Consider the following 17,599-nt stretch of genomic DNA (forward strand, 5'->3'; position numbering starts at 1 on the left):
CATCATTCTGCGGCTTGCCTCTTTGCAAGTGCGTCGTTGGCGGCGTCGGCGGGACCGTCCTCAAGCAGGAACCCGCCCGACTGGCGCTGCCAGAGCTGCGCGTAGAGCCCGCCCTTGGCGACGAGTTCTTCGTGCGAACCTTCCTCGATGACACGGCCCTTGTCCATCACCACCAGCCTGTCCATCGCCGCGATGGTCGACAGCCGGTGCGCGATGGCGATGACGGTCTTGCCTTGCATGAGCTTGTAGAGATTCTCCTGGATCGCCGCCTCGGCTTCGGAATCAAGCGCCGAGGTCGCTTCGTCAAGGATAAGTATAGGTGCGTCCTTCAACATAACGCGAGCAATGGCGACGCGTTGCCGCTGGCCACCGGACAATTTGACGCCGCGGTCACCGACATGGGCGTCGAAGCCCTTGCGGCCGCTGGCATCCGAAAGCCCTGATATGAAGTCCAGCGCCTCGGCGCGCCGCGCCGCCTCGACAAGCATCTCGTCGGTTGCATCTGGCCGGCCATAAAGGATGTTCTCGCGCACCGAACGATGCAGCAGCGAGGTGTCCTGCGTGACCATGCCGATCTGCGCACGAAGCGAATCCTGCTTCACAGCGGCGATTTCCTGGCCATCGACCAATATCTGCCCGGCTTCGAGGTCGTAGAAGCGCAGCAACAGGTTGACCAGCGTCGACTTGCCGGCGCCGGAACGGCCGACGATGCCGACCTTCTCGCCCGGCTTCACCGCCAGCGACAGGCCCTCGATCACACCCTTCTGCTTGCCGTAGTGGAAGCGGATGTCCTCGAAGCGGATCTCACCCCTGGAGACGCTGATCTCCCTCGCGTCCGGCCTGTCCTCGACAAGGCGCGGCAGCGAGATCGAGGCGATACCGTCCTGCACCGTGCCGATGTTCTCGAACAGGCCCGACATTTCCCACATGATCCATTGCGACATGCCCCACAACCTGAGCACAAGGCCGATGACCACGGCGACCGCGCCGATCGTCACTGCTTGCCCCAGCCACAGCCACAGCGCCATCGCGGTCACCGAGAACAAGAGCAGCGCGTTCAGTATGTAGAGCGAGCCGAAAAGCACTGTCACCAGGCGCATCGACCGGTAGACCGTTTCTAGAAAGCCGGACATACCGTCTTTGGCGAATGACGCTTCGCGGCGTGCATGGCTGAACAGCTTGACCGTCTGGATGTTTGAGTAGCTGTCGACGACCCGGCCCGTCATGATCGAGCGCGCATTGGCCTGTTCCTCGCCGACCTTGCCCAGCCGGGGAATGAAAAACCGCAGCAAAAGGATATAGCCGACCAGCCAGACGCCGAGCGGCGCGGCCAGCCGCCAGTCAGCCGAGCCGACGATGAGCAGCATGCCGAGGAAGTAGACGATAACGTAATTAAGGACGTCGATCACCTTGATGACGCATTCGCGCACGGCGAGAGCCGTCTGCATCAGCTTGGTCGCGATGCGGCCGGCGAACTCGTCCTGGTAGAAACTCATCGACTGCTTGAGCAGATAGCGGTGCACCTGCCAGCGGATGCGCATGGGATAGTTGCCCATCAGCGTTTGCTGGTTGAGGAGCGAATGCAGCCATACGGTGCCCGGCAGTGCGAACAGCACGATGAAGGCCATGCCGGCAAGTTTCCAGGCTTCCGTCTGCAGGAAGGTTTCGCGATTCTGCCCCGACAGCCAGTCGACGATGCGGCCGAGGAAGCCGAACATCCACACTTCCGCGATCGCGATGGCCGTCACCAGCACTGCGTCGAAAAGGATATAGGGCCAGGCGCCGCGCGTATAATGCACGCAGAAGGCAACCAGCGTCTTGGGCGGCTCGACCGGTTCCGCCGCGGGGAACGGATCGAGCCTTTTTTCAAACCAGCTAAACAACACCATAGGTCATGCCTGTGAAATGTGTTTGCCGCTTACGCGGCACGTGAGAGTACGAAGTCCCCGGAACCCATGGCGTCGAGTGCCGACGGTCCGGAATCACCCGGACCGTCGGCAATGCTTCGCGCAATATAGGGGCTCGCGGGCTTTTCGCCGACAGCTGCGCCAGACGATCCTGACGACACGATGCCGCCAGCCCGGTTTTTCGCGCCAGGCCGGATCAGCCGGATGATCCGGCGCACCAGCGACGGCCGCCCGGGATCGGGAACCGCGCGCGAAAAATCGACATCCGGCAGCATGCCGCGATGCGGCCGGCGGCGAACCTCGGCGTGAACCGCCGACGAATAGGTGTCGCCGATCAGCAGCGCCCAGGTCGGCAGTCGGTGGATATGCAGGCTCCTCGAGCCCGGTATTCTGTAGGGATCGAACATCGGTCCGTCCTCCGTGTGAAAATCGAGATAAAAAGGCGAAGCAATATCGTCCGCCGGCATTCGCCCGGAGACACGCATTACATCGGTCCGGACATGACGAGTGTCGGTCCGGACAGCTTCAGTCGGGGCGTTCAGCCCTTTTGACTTTTTGAAAAACATCGCAGGATTCCTTCGAGAGCCGAAAAATCGTTTCGGCGGGAATCGGTGCGATCAAGTCTTAGAGAGTCAGGAGAATCGTCGTACCGAAACCGCCGGCAGCCAGGTAAGCCCACGAGAGGGGCGCTGGATGTGCATGGTCATCATGAATTACCCCTCCATCGGTTCGGGTTGACAATGCTGGTTGTATACCCGACTTCGCAGAAAATGGCCACCCGCAGGTCCAGCAATTTCCAAAACCGCCAAGCCGCTGTGGCCGATCCGCCACTTATTAAAAGGACGCGGAAATGAACCGTCGTCTCCGCATCGCGCTCTACCAGCCTGACATTGCCGGCAACACCGGAACAATCCTGCGCTTCGCCGCGTGCCTTGGACTTGGCGTCGACATCATCGAACCGGCCGGATTTCCGCTCTCCGACAAAGCGCTCAAGCGAGCCGGCATGGACTACCTCGAAATGGCTGCCCTGACCCGGCATGTCGACTGGCACGCCTTCGAGGAATGGCGCAAGGCTGATTCGCACCGGCTGGTGCTGCTGTCGACCAAAGCCACGACGGCCTACACCAGCTTCAGCTTCGCGGACGGTGACGTCCTCCTGTTCGGCCGCGAATCCGCAGGCGTGCCGGATCCTGTCCATCAGGCGGCGGATGCGCGCCTGACCATCCCCATGCAGGGTACGGCGCGCAGCATCAACGTGGCGCTCTCCGTCGCCATGGTGGTGGGCGAAGCCATCCGGCAACTCGGATAACGGCACTCCGTCTCCCGACATCTTGACCCAGGCGCACATCGCCTTCTCCTTCGTTTGCACATCCAGGGTTTCTTCGCTACAAGCTCAACTTACCTTGAGGTCAAGCAGAAAAATCGGGGCGGAAAATCAGACATGGCGCCTGTAACGGAATTAACGGTTGGCCAGGTGGCCATGCGCAGCGGGGTGGCGGTGTCGGCGCTGCATTTCTACGAGGCCCGCGGCTTGATCCGCAGCCACCGCACGTCGGGCAACCAGCGCCGCTACGGCCGCGACGTGCTGCGGCGCGTGGCGATCATCAAGGTTGCACAGGAGGTCGGCATCTCGCTGGCCGAAATCGGTGCCGCACTTGAATCACTGCCCGAAAGCCGCACGCCGACGCGCGACGACTGGAACCTTTTGTCGACCGCCTGGCGCGACGGGCTCGATCACAAGATCGCCCAGTTGAAGAAACTGCGCGACGGGCTGACCGACTGCATCGGCTGCGGCTGCATGTCGATCGACAAATGCCCGCTGCGCAACAAGGGTGACCGGCTGGCACGCGAGGGAACGGGGGCAAGGAGGCTGGTCGCTCTTCCTTCTCCCCGTTCACGGGGAGAAGGTGCCTGAACGCAGTGAAGGCAGATGAGGGGCGGCGCCAGCATTGAGAGATTCGTGCCGCTCCTCAACCTGCCTGCCGGCATCAACCTGCCTGCCGGCACCCTCTCCCCGTAAACGGGGCGAGGAAATCCTAGTCGGCCGCAGGCAACCGCCTGATGGTGAACTCGATCAGGTCGCCCGGCCGCTCGAACCAGCTTTCGATCTCGGTCCAGTAGGCCTGCTTGGGAAAGCGCTCGAACCATTCCTTGGCCTTGAGCCGGGCATCGGAGCGTGGCAGCACGAAGGTCTCGCGCAGGAAACCGTCGCGCGGCATACGCACGCGCTCGGCACGGCTTTGGTCGAGCCTTTTCTTTAGGCCATCCAGCGGCGGTCTTGCCGGGGTGCGCACGAAACAACTCCTTGCACCGTAATGACACTTGACCCTGTCCCCTAAGAGATTAGGGATCGCGCCGGCAAAAGACGAGTCATTTGTGGGACTCGCCGCCCCAACCGGAGACGGCATTTGGAACGACCAGAAATACCGGCGGGCCTGCCCGCCGACATCGAACAGAAGAAGATGAAGGCGCGCCTCTGGTTCGAGGCGCTGCGCGAACGCATCTGCGCCACCTTCGAGCAGATCGAGCAGGATCTTGGCGGGCCGCTGGCCTCGTGGTCGCCCGGCCGCTTCGAAAAGACGCCATGGGAACGTGACGAGGGGCGCGGCGGCGGCGGCACCATGTCGATGATGCACGGTCGCGTCTTCGAAAAGGTCGGCGTCCACACATCGACCGTCCATGGCGAGTTCTCACCCGAATTCAGGAAGCAGATGCCCGGTGCCGAGGAAGACCCGCGCTTCTGGGCATCCGGCATTTCGCTGATCGCGCACCCATGGAATCCCAACGTTCCGGCCGTGCACATGAACACGCGCATGGTGGTCACATCCAGCCAATGGTTCGGCGGCGGTGCCGATCTGACACCGGTGCTCGATCGCCGCCGCACCCAGGACGACCCCGACACGGTCGCCTTCCACCGCGCCATGCAATTCGCTTGCGAGAAGAATGTCGCGGTGGCCGATTACCCAAAATTCAAGGCCTGGTGCGACGAGTACTTCTATCTGTCGCACCGCAACGAGCCGCGCGGCACCGGCGGCATCTTCTTCGACTGGCTGCATTCGGGTGAGGACAAGGGCGGCTGGAATGCCGATTTCAACTTCGTCCAGGATGTCGGCCGCGCTTTTCTCGTCGTCTACGGCCACCTTGTGCGCGCCAACTTCAACGAGAACTGGACCGATGGCGACCGTGACGAACAGCTCATCCGCCGCGGCCGCTACGTCGAATTCAATCTGCTTCACGATCGCGGCACCATATTCGGACTGAAGACCGGCGGCAATGTCGCCGCCATCCTCTCCAGCCTGCCGCCCGAGGTCCGCTGGCCGTAACAAAATGGTGAGCCCGGCGTGAGCCGCATTGATGTCCCATTCGCTCGAAATGGGCATGGAATGTGGCACACGGTGCGGCGAAAAATTTCTTTTTCGTCTAATAGGCTCTTGAAAAGACTGGTCTATTTGTGGCGCGGGGTCGGGAAGCGCCGGCGGTTCGCCTGCGCGCAATTTCAGGAAAGTGCGAAACGGCTTTCCGACCGGAATTGCGTCAAGACAAAGCGAGCCGCGACCCGACGCGACCGGACGGCCCAAGACGACGCGGGACATCTTCGTCAAAAAGATACCCGCCTTTCCAGGAGTACTTCGCAATGCGCAAGATCATTGTTTCAGCGACCGCCGCTGCCCTTCTCGCTTCCGGTTCGGTGGCGTTCGCCGCCGTCAAGCACACCACCGGGACGATCAAGACCTTTGACACCACGGCCATGAGCCTGGTCCTCGACGATGGATCGTCTTTTACGCTTCCCAAGACCTTCAAGGATCCTGGCCTGCAGGTCGGTGAAAAGGTCCGTGTCTCATGGGACATGAGCGGCAAGAAAAAGATTGCCGAGGCTGTCAAGATCGCCAAGTGAAGGCCTGCCCGCCAAAACGGGACGAGACGATGTCTGGCCCTGTTTCGGGGTAGTGTTTAGAGGGCGGAGCGATGCTGCTCCGCCCTTTTGCCGTTGACGGCAACCAATACCACCCCATCTGTGTTATGCTTCTCACCCGTTCGCGGTCCGCGGTTTCAACCCTGGAACCGGACATGAGCCAAAAAAAGTGCCGGAGCCTCGACCAGGCTCCACGGAGGAAAAGGAGAAATCTCATGAAGGAATTTCACTGCGGGTCGCTCGTGCCCGGCTGTGACTGGCACACACGTGCCGACGAGGAAGCCGAGGTCATGCGCCGTGCCGTCGAGCACATGCGCGAGACACATGGCGAGACGGTCATCCGCGAGACGATGATCGAGGCGATCCGTTCGCGCATCGAAAAGACCCGCGACGCGGCCTGATCTACCCGGCCTGCAAGGCTTCGGCGGCGCGCTTGAGGAGCGCGTCGCGATCAGGGGCAAACCCGGCTTCGACCCATTCCGCTTCGAGATTCCTCAGGATTTCGCCGAGTTTCGGGCCTGGAGTTGCGCCGAGCGCCGTCAGATCGGCACCTTTCAGCGGAAACAACGGCTTTTCCCATTTGGTGGCGAAGCCAAGCAGGCGCGAAAAGCCACCGGCTTCGAGCAGCGCCTCATTGTCCTCGACGGCGCGCATCCTGGCTGCCGCAAGCGACAGCCGCAGACGGTCGACAAACCCCTGCCGGTCGCCGCGATAGAGCCTTTTTGCCAGTTCGCCCTCGGTCGTCTTCGGCTCGACGGCGGTGGCGAGCGCCCAGTGGCGCAGGCGATCCGCTTCGGCGGTCGAGAGTTTGAGCCGCTCGGCGAGCGTCTTCATGCGAGCGGCATCGGGCGGCACGATCGCTTCCAGTCTGAGCAGCGGGTCGGGTGCCCAGCCCAGATCCTTGCCGGCCTTGGCCAACCCATGGATGGCATCGATACCCCATTTCTCGCTTTCCGGCAGCGCCGCGGTCAAGACACCTGCCTGCCGCATCCAAAGCAGCGCCCGTGACGGATCGGGCGCCGACAAAAGTTTCTTCAGTTCCGACCAGATGCGCTCGGACGAAAGCTGGGCCAGCCCTTCCTTCAGACGGGCGCAGGCTTTCAGCCCCTCGGCGTCCGGCCGTCCGTCGCCGTACCAGGCGAAGAAGCGGAAGAAGCGCAGGATGCGCAGGTAGTCTTCGCGAATGCGCGCTTCCGGGTCGCCGATGAATCGCAGCCGGCGCGCCTCGATGTCGGCAATGCCGCCGACCAGGTCGACCACCTTGCCATCGGCCTCGGCATAGAGCGCGTTGATGGTGAAGTCGCGCCGCTCGGCATCGAGCTTCCAGTCGCGCCCGAACGACACTTTCGCGCGCCGCCCGTCGGTTTCGATATCGGCGCGCAAGGTGGTGATTTCATAGGGCTTTCCACCGGCAACCACGGTGATTGTCCCATGCTCGATACCGGTTGGCACCGCCTTGAACCCTTCCGCTTCGGCGCGGCGGAGGGTTTCCTGCGGCAAGCAGGTGGTGGCGATGTCGATGTCGGCGACCGGCTGGCCCATCAGTGTGTTGCGCACCGCGCCGCCGGCGACTCGCGCCTCTTCACCGCCTTCGGCCAGTGCGAACAGCAGGCGCTGCAGATGCTTGTCGGTGAGCCAATCGGCCCTGCCCGCGATCGAGACACTCACGCATAGAGCCTTTCATAGAGAGTACGAAGGATGCCGGCGGTGACGCCCCAGATGCGCCGGTCGCCGTAAGGCATGTCGTAGAAGAACCATTCGAGATCGTTCCACATACGGCTGTCGCGCTTGTGGTTGGCCGGGTCCATCAGGAAGCGCAGCGGCACTTCGAAAGCGGCATCGACCTCGTCTGCGTTGAGCGTCAGTTGGAAACCGGGCCGCACGATGCCAAGCACCGGGGCGATGCGGTAGCCGCTGCCGGCGACATAGTCGGGCATGCGGCCGATGATCTCGATGCGATCTCGGCCAAGCCCGATCTCCTCGAAGGTCTCGCGCAGCGCCGCCGCCTCAGGGCTCGGATCGGTCGGATCGATAGTGCCGCCGGGAAAGGCCACCTGCCCCGAATGGCTGCGCAGCTTTTCGGCCCGTTTGGTCAGAAGAACCGTCGCATCGCCCTCATGATCGACCACCGGGATCAGCACCGCGGCATTGCGCAGCGCCTTGCCCTGATTGAGGCGCGGATGGCCGGGGTTGAAGCGATGGTCGCCATAGTCGTCGTCGCCTGCATGCGCATCGGGCTGCACGGCAAAGCGCGCGCGAAAATCCGCGGATGAAAACGGCGCCGGCGTCGCCTGGTCCATCACGCGCTCAGCCGCTTCAACTGGTCCGCCGGCATGATCGGGAACACGGCGCCCTTGGAGCGCACCGCGAACATCGTCTCGCCGTCGATTTCGATCTCCTCGCCATGCCCGACCAGTTCATACATCACCGGCCGCGCCACCAGCGCCTCCAGACGGCCACGCACCAGCACATAGGGCTTCAACCCGCCGGTCTCGTTCTCATCGACAAACCGCAGCGGCCGTTCCGGCCCGGCTTCGACGACGTCGCCGACATTGGTGCGGAAGGTGATTGTCTGCGCCTCGCCGCTGCCCGAAACGTCCATTTCGACGGCGATGAACGGCGCATCGGCGACGCGGATGCCGACCTTTTCTACCGGTGTCACCAGATAGGTCCTGCCATCGGCGTCCTTGCGCAGCACCGAGGAGAAAAGCTGCACCAGCGGCATGCGCCCGATCGGCGTGCCCAGATAGAACCAGGTGCCGTCGGCCTTGATCTCCATGTCCAGATCGCCGCAGAAGTCGGGATTCCAGCGTTCGACAGGTGCCGCGCCCTTGCCGGCACGGGCGGCGCGCGAGATCAGCGCCTCGAGACCACGCGCCTCGGTGGCATCAGTCAGGCTTTCTCCACGATGTCCCAAGGGTCCCGTCATGGTCACGAAATAGTCACTGTTGTTCCGCTTGTCAGCCTAGGTCTGTGATTTAAGTTTCGATGTAGGCGCCACGCGAGGCCGAATCGCGGCAACTTATGGTATGGTGCAGCCGTTGTTCCAGCCATGGTATTCCAACCACAAGGATCGATGCGGCATGAGCGTGATGGTCAAGGAAAGCCCGATCAGCGAAAAGGACATGATCGCCGAGGCCGAAAAGGCGCTTGCCGACATCTCCCGGATCCGCGACGGGGTCGGCCGGGTCATCTTCGGACAGGAAAGCGTCGTCGAGCGCACGCTGGTGGCGCTGCTGGCCGGTGGCCATGCGCTTTTGGTCGGCGTGCCGGGTCTCGCCAAGACCAAGCTGGTTGAAACACTTGGCATCGTGCTCGGCCTCGATTCGCGTCGCATCCAGTTCACGCCGGATCTGATGCCGTCCGATATCCTCGGCTCCGAAGTGATGGAGCAGGACGAGACCGGAAAACGCTCCTTCCGCTTCATCTCCGGGCCGATCTTCGCCCAGCTGCTGATGGCCGACGAGATCAACCGCGCGTCGCCGCGCACTCAGTCGGCGCTGCTGCAGGCCATGCAGGAATACCACGTCACCATTGCCGGCGCCCGCCATGACCTGCCGGCGCCCTTCCACGTGCTGGCAACCCAGAACCCGCTGGAGCAGGAGGGCACCTATCCGCTGCCCGAGGCACAGCTTGACCGCTTCCTGATGCAGGTGGACATCCTCTATCCCGAAATCGAGGCGGAGCGCCGCATCCTTCTGGAAACCACCGGCATCGAGGACGCGAAAGCGCAAAACGTGCTGCAGCCGGTGCGGCTGAAGGAGATCCAGACGCTGATCCGCCGCATGCCGGTGCCTGAAAGCGTCGTCGAGGCGATCCTGACGCTGGTGCGCTCGGCGCGTCCCGGCCAAGGCAATGCCGAGACCGATAAGAACGTCGCCTGGGGTCCCGGCCCGCGCGCCAGTCAGGCGCTGATGCTGTGCACAAGGGCGCGCGCGCTTTACGACGGACGGCTGGCGCCCTCGGTCGACGACGTCCGTGCGCTGGCCGAGCCGGTGCTGCAGCATCGCATGGCGCTGACCTTCGCCGCCCGCGCCGAAGGCACCAGCGTGCGTGACGTGGTGGCGAAACTCGTGAAAGGGATTTGATGCCGCGCATCGGCGAGGTCCAGGCTCCGGCAGCGACGCGCGACGCGCTCGCCCGTGGCCGGTTGCGGGCCTCGCTTGTGCCAGACCTGCTGGTCGAGGCGCGGCGCATCGTCAACACCGTGATCGCCGGCTGGCACGGCCGCCGCAAGCGCGGCATCGGCGAGAATTTCTGGCAGTTCCGGCCCTATGTCGAGGGCGATTCCTCGCGCATCGACTGGCGCCGCTCGGCCCGCGACGACCACACCTATGTGCGCGACCGCGAATGGGAAGCCGCCCATACCGTCTGGCTGTGGGCCGACCCCTCGCCGTCGATGCTCTACAAATCGACAGGCGCCAGCGTTTCCAAGCAATCGCGCGCGCTGGTGCTGGCGCTGGCCATGGCCGAGCTGTTGTCGCGCAGCGGCGAACGCATCGCCTGGCCGGGCCTCACCGACCCGTTCACCGCCCGCAACGGCGCCGAACGCATTGCCGCCCAGTTGATGCATGCCGGCGAGCTGCCGGCAAAACCCGACCTGTCCGACATCAGGCGCTTCTGCGACATCGTCATCGTCAGCGACTTCCTCGATCCCGTCGAGGAGACGATGGCCTGGCTCGACGTGCTGGCCCGCCACGGCGTGCGCGCCCACCTGATCGAGGTCGCCGACCCGGCCGAGGAGACCTTCCCCTATGCCGGCCGCACCGAATTCACCGATCCCGAGACCGGCGACAAGCTGACCGCCGGCCGCGCCGAAATGCTGGGTGATGAGTATCGCCTGCTCTACACCGCCCGCCGCCACGAACTGGCCGCCTGGTGCAAGCGGCTTGGCTGGAGCTTTACCGTCAACCACACCGATCGGCTCGCCTCCGACGCGCTGGTGCGACTGCACATGGCGATGACCACTGATGGCCCCTCGGTCAGGCCGACCGCTGGCGGTCGTGCAGGCATCGCTGGTGGCGATCGGCCAGGAAAGGCTGTCGCATGAGTTGGCTGCCGCTCTCCTTTGGCGCCCCCATGGTGCTGTGGGGCCTGCTGGCACTGCCGGTGATCTGGTGGCTGCTCAGGCTGACGCCGCCCAAGCCGCAGACCGAGATCTTCCCGCCGCTGAAGATCCTGGCGCGCGTACTGAAGCGCGAGGAGACGCCGCAGCAGAGTCCGTGGTGGCTGACGCTGCTCAGGCTCTTGATGGCGGCCCTCATCGTCGCGGCATTGGCCGACCCGGTCTTCAATCCGCGTGAAAAGCTGCCGGCCGAGGGAGCCGCCCTTGCCTTGGTCATCGACAATGACTGGGCAAGTGCCGCCGACTGGGGCAAACGCGTCGCCACCGCCGAGCGGCTGATCAACGACGCCGGCTCCAACGGCGTGCCGGTCGTCATCGCCTTCACCGCCGAAAAAGCCAATGCCGAGATCGGCCCGTTCGATGCCGCCACCGCCCTTGACCGGCTGCGCGCCGCCAAGCCGCGGCCGATCCCGACCGACCGGCCCGCCGTCTATGCCCGCGTCGCCGGCGTGCTGGAGACCTTGCCCGGGGCCAGTGTCGCCGTGCTTGCCGACGGCCTGGCGGCAAAAGGCGATGAAGCCGCCTTCAACACGCTTTTGTCGAAAAATGCCGCCCGTGTCGTCTGGGCAACCGCCGACAGGCTGTCGCTGACGGGCCTGACCGCCGCCGACAACCAGGTCGACGGCTTTGCGCTGACCGCCATCCGCGCGCCGGGCGACCCTGCCCCGGCGCAGGTCACCGCCGGCGCCTTCGACGACAAGGGCCGCCGCATCGCCGATGCGACGCTGACCTTTTCGCCTGGCGAAACCACCGCCACCGGCACCATGGCGGTGCCGTTCGAATTGCGCAACGACTTCGCTTCGATCGCGCTCGACGGCGAGCGGCAGGCCGGTGCGGTGCGCGTCCTCGACGAAAGCTCCAAGCGCCGCCGCGTCGGGCTGCTGTCGCAGGCCGAGGCCGACCAGGCGCAGCCGCTTTTGTCGCCACTCTACTACATCAGGCGGGCGCTGCAGCCCTTCGCCGATCTGGTCGAACCCTCCAGCGCCGACCTCGCCGACGCCATCCCGCAGATCCTCGACCAGAAGCCCGCGATGATTGTCATGGCCGATATCGGCACCATTCCCGGACAGGTCCGGCAGAGACTTGTCGATTGGGTCGACAATGGCGGCACGCTGGTGCGTTTCGCCGGTTCGCGGCTGGCCACGGCGGGCGATGACGACGATTTGCTGCCGGTCCGCCTGCGCACCGGCGAGCGTTCGCTCGGCGGCGCGCTGTCATGGACGTCGCCGCAGCCTGTCACCGAATTCCCCAAGGCCGGCCCGTTCGCCGATCTGGCGCCGCCGACCGAGGTCACTGTCAGCAGACAGGTGCTGGCCGAGCCGACACCCGATATCGTCGAGCGCACCTGGGCGGCCCTTGCCGACGGCACGCCGCTGGTCACCGGACTGAAGAAAGGCAAGGGCACGCTGGTGCTGTTCCACGTCACCCCTGAGGCAACCTGGTCGAACCTGCCGATCTCCGGCAGCTTCGTCGAGATGCTGCGCCGCATCGTGCAGCTGTCGCGCAACCAGGGCGCGGCCATCGCCAATGCCGAAGCCGCCGCGGCGTCGCTGGCGCCCTATCGCATGATTGCAGCCGACGGCTCGCTGGTGCCGCCGACACCGGATGCACGGCCGCTTGTACCGGGCGCCGGCGCGCTGCCGGTGACTTTTGAAAACCCGCCCGGCCTCTATGGTTCCGAGACGGGTGTGTTTGCCCATAATCTGCTTGAAGCCGACAGCACGCTGGCCCCGCTGGCGCGCCCGCAAATCACTGTTCCCGTCACCTCGATCCAGTATGCCTTTGACGAATCGCGCAATTTGAAGGGCGCGCTGGTCGCGGCCGCCCTGGTGCTGATGCTGCTCGATACGCTGGCAGTGTTCTGGATGGGCGGCCTGTTCTCACGCCGACCGCGCCGCGCCGGTGCCATGGCAACCACCGCCGCGGTCCTGATTGCGCTGGGTAGCTTGTTCGGTCATGCCGACCTTGCCCGCGCCGACGACGCCAAGCCGGATGACGAAATTGCCATCGAGGCGATTTCGAAGACCCGCATCGCCTATGTGCTGACCGGCGTGCCGGGCGACGATTCGATCAGCCGTGCCGGGCTCGAGGGCCTGACCCGTTTCCTGGTCGAAAAGACGGCCCTTGAACCGGGCGCGCCAGCCGGCGTCGACATCTCGAAGGACGAGCTGTCGTTCTATCCGCTGATCTACTGGCCGATCGATCCGGCCGCCCCGATGCCGAGCCAGGCCGCCATCGCCCGCATCGACGCCTATATGCAGCAGGGCGGCACGGTGCTGTTCGACACCCGCGACCAGTTCGCCAACGGCATCGGCGCCGATTCGACCAGCCCGGCGACGGAGCGGCTGCGCGACATCCTCGGCAACCTCAACGTGCCGCCGCTGGAGCCGGTGCCGTCCGACCACGTGCTGACCAAATCCTTCTTCATCCTGCCCGAATTCCCCGGCCGCTTCGCCGGCAGCCCACTGTGGGTCGAGGCGTCGCTCGACGCCAGCAATGCCGAGAACCGGCCGGTGCGCACCGGCGACGGCGTCTCGCCTATCATGATCACCGCCAATGATTTTGCCGGCGCCTGGGCGGTCGATGAGAATGGCGATCCGCTGCTGCCGACCGTACCGGCGGACCCGATGCAGCGCGTCTACGCGCTGCGCGCCGGCGTCAACATCATGATGTACATGCTGACCGGCAACTACAAATCCGACCAGGTGCACGTGCCCATACTGCTCGAACGGCTGGGGCAGTAAGATGAGTTTGTTTGGTTCCCTCCGGTCGCGGATAAACCCTCCCCAAAAAGAGGAGGGTAAGGGATGAACTGGTCGGTTTCCTTCGAACCGCTGATCTCCTGGCCCCTGTTGGCCTTGGCGCTGGTGCCGCTGGCGCTGCTGGCGCTTGTCGGCCTGTGGTTTCGCCAGCGCGGCTCGGTCTTCCGCTTCATCGCCCTTTTGGCGCTCGCCGCCGCTTTGTTCAACCCGGTGTTCCTCAACGAGGAGCGCGAGCCGCTGAAAAGCGTTGTCGCCCTCGTCGTCGACCGCAGCCAGAGCCAGGATATCGGCGATCGCACCAAGCAGACCGACGAGGCGCTGGCCGGGCTGCAGCAGCGGCTTGGCCGCTTCAAGCAGTTCGACGTGCGGGTCGTCGAGGCCGGCAAATCCGAGGCCGCCGAAGAGCGCACCGAGACACGGCTGTTCGGCGCGCTTGAAGGCGCCTTCCGCGACGTGCCGCCGTCACGCATCGGCGGCGCGATCATGATCACCGATGGCGAGGTCCATGACGCGCCGCCGGGCGCGCCCGATTTCAACGCCCCGCTGCATGCGCTGATCACCGGCAACGACCACGAAAAGGACCGCCGCATCCGCTTCGAGAACGCGCCGCGCTTCGGCCTTGTTGGCAAGCCGCTCGACATGACCTACCGCGTCATCTCGACCGAAAACGAGACTGGCCCGGTCGATGTGCGCGTCTCGGTCAATGGCGAGCAGGTCGCCGTCGAGCACGCCACCGTTGGCCAGGCCATGCCGCTGCAGGTCACCATTCCGGGTGCCGGCCGCAACATCGTCGAACTCGCCATCGATCGCGAGCCGGGCGAACTGACCGACACCAACAACCGCGCCATCGCACTGATCGACGGCATTCGCGAGAACCTGCGTGTGCTGCTCGTCTCCGGCGAGCCGCATGCCGGCGAGCGCACCTGGCGCAACCTGCTGAAATCCGACGCCTCGGTCGATCTTGTCCATTTCACCATCCTGCGGCCGCCGGAAAAGCAGGATGGCACGCCGATCAACGAATTGTCGCTTATCGCCTTCCCGACCCGCGAACTGTTCGTCGAGAAGATCAAGGATTTCGACCTCATCATCTTCGACCGCTACCAGCACCGCGACGTGCTGCCGATCCTCTATTACGACTACATCTCCGAATATGTCGAAAAGGGCGGCGCGCTGCTGATCGCGGCCGGCCCCGAATATGCCGGCGAAAGCTCGATCGCGCGCACGCCGCTGATGGCCGCCCTGCCGGCGATGCCGACCGGCGAAGTTGTCGACAAGGCCTTCTATCCGCGCCTCACCGAACTCGGCCAGCGCCATCCGGTGACGCGTGGGCTCGATGGCTCGGCCACCGAGCCGCCGCACTGGAGCCGCTGGTTCCGCACCATAGGCGTGCAGAACCCGGAAGGCGAAGTGGTCATGAAGGGCGCCGACAACCGGCCGCTGCTGCTGCTCGACCGCAAGGGAGAAGGCCGCGTCGGCATGCTGCTGTCCGATCAGGGCTGGCTGTGGGCGCGCGGCTTCGAGGGCGGCGGCCCGCATGTCCAGCTTTATCGGCGCATCGCGCACTGGCTGATGAAGGAGCCGGAGCTCGAGGAGGAGCGGCTGACCGCCGATGGTCGTGGCATGGTGCTGGAAATCCGCCGCCAGACGATGGCCGACGATCCCGGCGCCGCGCAGATCATCACCCCGTCCGGCAAAACCTTGACCGTCAAGCTCGACAAAGCCGAGCCCGGGGTCTTCCTCGGCAGCGTCGAGACCAGCGAGATCGGGCTCTACCAGGTCGCCAATGGCGACCTCACCGCGCTCGCCCATGTCGGGCCGGTCAACGCACCGGAATTCGCCGACGTCATTTCCACCGAAAACCGGCTGAAGGCGCCGGCGGAAGCCACCGGCGGCAGCGTGCGCCGGCTGGCGTCTTCCACAGCCCTTGGCAGCGACGTGACGCTGCCTTCCATCGTGCCGGTGCGCTCGGCTGGTGCCGCATCCGGCAGCGACTGGATCGGCCTGCGCACGACAGACGACAGCGTGCTCAAAGCCGTCTCGCGCGTGCCGCTGTTCGGCGGCTTCCTCGGCCTCGGCCTGCTGCTTCTGGCAATGGGTTCGATGTGGTACCGCGAGGGACGGTAGCGCGGCGCTCTTTTTCCTTCTCCCTTGTTGTGGGAGAAGGGAAAGCCCCCTGCTCTACTCCTCCGGCTCCGTCGTGAACATCAGCGGATAGCCCTTGGCCTTGCCGGCATCGGTGGCGCGCGTCGCCTTGGTCTCGGCGACATCCTTGGTGAACACGGCGACGACGCAGACGCCACGCCGATGCGCAGTGATCATCACCCGGTGCGCCTGGTCCTCGCTGAGTTTGAACTCGCCCTTCAGCACCGTCACCACGAATTCGCGCGGCGTGAAATCGTCGTTGATGAGGATGACCTTGTAGAGTTTTGGCCGTTCGACTTGCGGTTTGATCTGGGTACGCGGTTTTGTGGTGATTTCGGGCATCGGAACCGACAGTTTTGCGTAAGCGACGTGACCGCCATTCTGGCACCGGTGAAAACGGTCGTCCATTTTGATCGACGCGCGAAACCGGTGTCCGCCGACGCGGCCATTCACAATCATGTGGGAAGGTGTCGATTGCCGTTCAACGGCCTTGGCGGCCGAACATGCGACGGCCGGGAATCTGCCGCACGGCCGCAGCGGGCGGTATATCGGACCGAAAACGGTTTCCGCCGGCGTCCGCCCGGCGTTCCAGCCAGGTCGCGATCGGCCACGCGGCGACGCAGATCAACGTCGCGCCGGTCAGCACGACCAGCAGCCAGGTCTGTGCCGGCGTTATGTAGTCCCAGTTGGTGGAAATCGCCGGCGCGAACAGCGAAGGCTCGGTGCGTCCGCTGGCCGGATCGGGGACCGGGCTGGCGGTGAACAGGATAAGCACCCTGGCGAGGCCGGTGGCAACCAGACCGCCGATCACCATCGAGCGCAAAATGGACGAAAGCCGCTTCTTCATGCGGATTGTCCTACACGGCCGGCGTTGCAAACGGGTTAAGTGTCAGTCGAGGCGGAAGCTGCCGGTGCCAGACTTCGCCAAAGATCAGTTGAACCCATCGACCGCTTCATCGCCAATGTCAGGGCTTCAGCGGCTCGGACAGGAAGAAGGCCGCTCCAACCGAAACCAGCTGGAGCGGCCTTGGTCAACAGGCCGGCATTTTATGCCGGACCTTATCAGGTCTTCGGGGCGTCCTTCTTGACGGCCTTCTCAGCAGCCTTCTTGTGCTTCTTGACGGTCTTCGTGACGACCTTCTTCGGAGCAGCCTTGGCCGGAGCGGCAGTCGCCGGAGCGGTGGTCGTCGAAGCAGCCGGAGCAGCGGTCGTGGTGGCGGCGGCGTTGCCGAGAGCCGGCATCGCGAAAGCGAGAGCGACGGCGAGACCGGTTGCGGAGAGGATGGACTTTTTCATGGCTTCGTTTCCTTTTTATGCGGGTCAAGTTTCGGAGCGTTACTGAACCGGGTCGTTCGGCGTCACTCCAAGCAGCTTCAAAGCATTGGCGAGCATCCGGATGCCCTGTGCCTGTTTCTTGGCGGCGCAGTACCGGTTGCCCTTTCTCTGAAGTGCCTTTGCCGCGGTGACCTGCGTTGCCGTGGCATGGGTTTCGAGGGCTTCATCAAATTGGTGGCTGAGATTGGCGCACCGTTCGCTCCGGGTTGTGAGCGTCGCCTTTGCGTCTGATTGTCCGACAGCGGCAGTGACCAGGCAGAAGCCCAGCAACGCACCCAACAAACTGATCGACAACCTTGGCATCGGTTTATCCGTAAACCCGGAGACTAGCGTCGCAGCCGATGACCTGACCGCCACGAGATCAGTTATGCCTTTGAAATTTTTCAGGAGTTTTTCTGAACTGTAGAATTTTGTT

At 64.3% G+C, this 17,599-nt stretch carries 19 protein-coding genes; 9 read left to right on the forward strand and 10 right to left on the reverse strand.

From position 1 onward, the window contains the following. Positions 1-2 precede the first annotated feature (2 nt). Positions 3-1,889: an ABC transporter ATP-binding protein gene (locus A4R29_RS22740; protein WP_063172943.1), complete on the reverse strand. Its 1,887-nt coding sequence runs from the start codon at positions 1,887-1,889 to the stop codon at positions 3-5. Between the two features lie 29 nt (positions 1,890-1,918). After that, positions 1,919-2,314, reverse strand: coding sequence for a hypothetical protein (locus A4R29_RS22745; protein ID WP_082827586.1), 396 nt, complete (start codon positions 2,312-2,314; stop codon positions 1,919-1,921). 443 nt (positions 2,315-2,757) lie between these two features. Here A4R29_RS22745 and A4R29_RS22750 point away from each other — a divergent pair, with 443 nt between their 5' ends. Then, complete coding sequence (locus A4R29_RS22750; RefSeq protein ID WP_013529977.1) at positions 2,758-3,216, forward strand: tRNA (cytidine(34)-2'-O)-methyltransferase; 459 nt, start codon at positions 2,758-2,760, stop codon at positions 3,214-3,216. Between the two features lie 132 nt (positions 3,217-3,348). Next, positions 3,349-3,822 carry a redox-sensitive transcriptional activator SoxR gene (gene soxR / locus A4R29_RS22755; RefSeq protein ID WP_013529976.1) on the forward strand — a complete coding sequence of 158 codons (474 nt, stop codon included), beginning with the start codon at positions 3,349-3,351 and terminating at the stop codon, positions 3,820-3,822. A gap of 121 nt (positions 3,823-3,943) precedes the next feature. Here the strand turns inward: soxR and A4R29_RS22760 are convergent, their stop codons facing one another. Next, complete coding sequence (locus tag A4R29_RS22760; protein WP_013529975.1) at positions 3,944-4,201, reverse strand: hypothetical protein; 258 nt, start codon at positions 4,199-4,201, stop codon at positions 3,944-3,946. A 114-nt stretch (positions 4,202-4,315) separates the two neighbouring features. Between A4R29_RS22760 and hemF the strand changes: the two genes are divergently transcribed. The 3 genes from hemF to A4R29_RS22775 all read left to right on the forward strand — a co-directional run bounded on the left by hemF (position 4,316) and on the right by A4R29_RS22775 (position 6,221). Continuing rightward, complete coding sequence (gene hemF, locus A4R29_RS22765) at positions 4,316-5,230, forward strand: oxygen-dependent coproporphyrinogen oxidase (protein WP_024504549.1); 915 nt, start codon at positions 4,316-4,318, stop codon at positions 5,228-5,230. Between the two features lie 311 nt (positions 5,231-5,541). After that, entirely contained in the window at positions 5,542-5,802 is a 261-nt protein-coding gene (locus tag A4R29_RS22770; RefSeq protein WP_063172945.1) for a DUF1344 domain-containing protein, read from the forward strand. A 233-nt stretch (positions 5,803-6,035) separates the two neighbouring features. Beyond that, complete coding sequence (locus A4R29_RS22775) at positions 6,036-6,221, forward strand: DUF1059 domain-containing protein (protein WP_013529972.1); 186 nt, start codon at positions 6,036-6,038, stop codon at positions 6,219-6,221. 1 nt (position 6,222) lies between these two features. Here A4R29_RS22775 and A4R29_RS22780 read toward each other — a convergent pair whose 3' ends face one another. Genes A4R29_RS22780 through A4R29_RS22790 form a run of 3 tightly spaced genes read right to left on the reverse strand, consistent with a single transcriptional unit; the run spans position 6,223 to position 8,749 of the window. Then, complete coding sequence (locus A4R29_RS22780; protein WP_063172946.1) at positions 6,223-7,488, reverse strand: CCA tRNA nucleotidyltransferase; 1,266 nt, start codon at positions 7,486-7,488, stop codon at positions 6,223-6,225. Beyond that, positions 7,485-8,120 (reverse strand): CoA pyrophosphatase, encoded by a 636-nt coding sequence (locus tag A4R29_RS22785; protein ID WP_063172947.1) that lies wholly within the window; start codon positions 8,118-8,120, stop codon positions 7,485-7,487. The genes A4R29_RS22780 and A4R29_RS22785 overlap by 4 nt, the downstream gene beginning before the upstream one ends. Next, on the reverse strand, positions 8,120-8,749 hold the full coding sequence (locus A4R29_RS22790; RefSeq protein ID WP_063172948.1) for a DUF1285 domain-containing protein: 630 nt from the start codon (positions 8,747-8,749) through the stop codon (positions 8,120-8,122). The genes A4R29_RS22785 and A4R29_RS22790 overlap by 1 nt, the downstream gene beginning before the upstream one ends. A gap of 154 nt (positions 8,750-8,903) precedes the next feature. Between A4R29_RS22790 and A4R29_RS22795 the strand changes: the two genes are divergently transcribed. The 4 genes from A4R29_RS22795 (at position 8,904) to A4R29_RS22810 (ending at position 15,831) form a co-directional block, all read left to right on the forward strand. Further along, positions 8,904-9,908 (forward strand): AAA family ATPase, encoded by a 1,005-nt coding sequence (locus tag A4R29_RS22795; protein ID WP_013529968.1) that lies wholly within the window; start codon positions 8,904-8,906, stop codon positions 9,906-9,908. Next, positions 9,908-10,870 carry a DUF58 domain-containing protein gene (locus A4R29_RS22800; protein ID WP_013529967.1) on the forward strand — a complete coding sequence of 321 codons (963 nt, stop codon included), beginning with the start codon at positions 9,908-9,910 and terminating at the stop codon, positions 10,868-10,870. Before A4R29_RS22795 ends, A4R29_RS22800 begins: the two co-directional genes overlap by 1 nt. Then, a complete protein-coding gene (locus A4R29_RS22805) occupies positions 10,867-13,689 on the forward strand; it encodes a DUF4159 domain-containing protein (RefSeq protein WP_063172949.1) in 2,823 nt (940 codons plus the stop codon). The genes A4R29_RS22800 and A4R29_RS22805 overlap by 4 nt, the downstream gene beginning before the upstream one ends. 63 nt (positions 13,690-13,752) lie before the next feature. Further along, the gene (locus A4R29_RS22810) at positions 13,753-15,831 is read left to right on the forward strand and encodes a hypothetical protein (protein ID WP_063172950.1); all 2,079 of its coding nucleotides are present in this window, start codon (positions 13,753-13,755) and stop codon (positions 15,829-15,831) included. A gap of 54 nt (positions 15,832-15,885) precedes the next feature. Here the strand turns inward: A4R29_RS22810 and clpS are convergent, their stop codons facing one another. The 4 genes from clpS to A4R29_RS34680 all read right to left on the reverse strand — a co-directional run bounded on the left by clpS (position 15,886) and on the right by A4R29_RS34680 (position 17,487). Further along, a complete protein-coding gene (gene clpS / locus A4R29_RS22815; protein WP_013529964.1) occupies positions 15,886-16,191 on the reverse strand; it encodes an ATP-dependent Clp protease adapter ClpS in 306 nt (101 codons plus the stop codon). A 139-nt stretch (positions 16,192-16,330) separates the two neighbouring features. Beyond that, positions 16,331-16,696 carry a hypothetical protein gene (locus A4R29_RS22820; protein WP_013529963.1) on the reverse strand — a complete coding sequence of 122 codons (366 nt, stop codon included), beginning with the start codon at positions 16,694-16,696 and terminating at the stop codon, positions 16,331-16,333. A 215-nt stretch (positions 16,697-16,911) separates the two neighbouring features. Further along, on the reverse strand, positions 16,912-17,145 hold the full coding sequence (locus tag A4R29_RS22825) for a hypothetical protein (protein WP_063172951.1): 234 nt from the start codon (positions 17,143-17,145) through the stop codon (positions 16,912-16,914). Positions 17,146-17,184: 39 nt separating this feature from the next. Next, complete coding sequence (locus A4R29_RS34680; RefSeq protein ID WP_024504541.1) at positions 17,185-17,487, reverse strand: hypothetical protein; 303 nt, start codon at positions 17,485-17,487, stop codon at positions 17,185-17,187. Positions 17,488-17,599 lie beyond the last annotated feature (112 nt).

The organism is Mesorhizobium ciceri biovar biserrulae (assembly GCF_001618845.1).
GTDB classification, from domain to species: domain Bacteria; phylum Pseudomonadota; class Alphaproteobacteria; order Rhizobiales; family Rhizobiaceae; genus Mesorhizobium; species Mesorhizobium ciceri.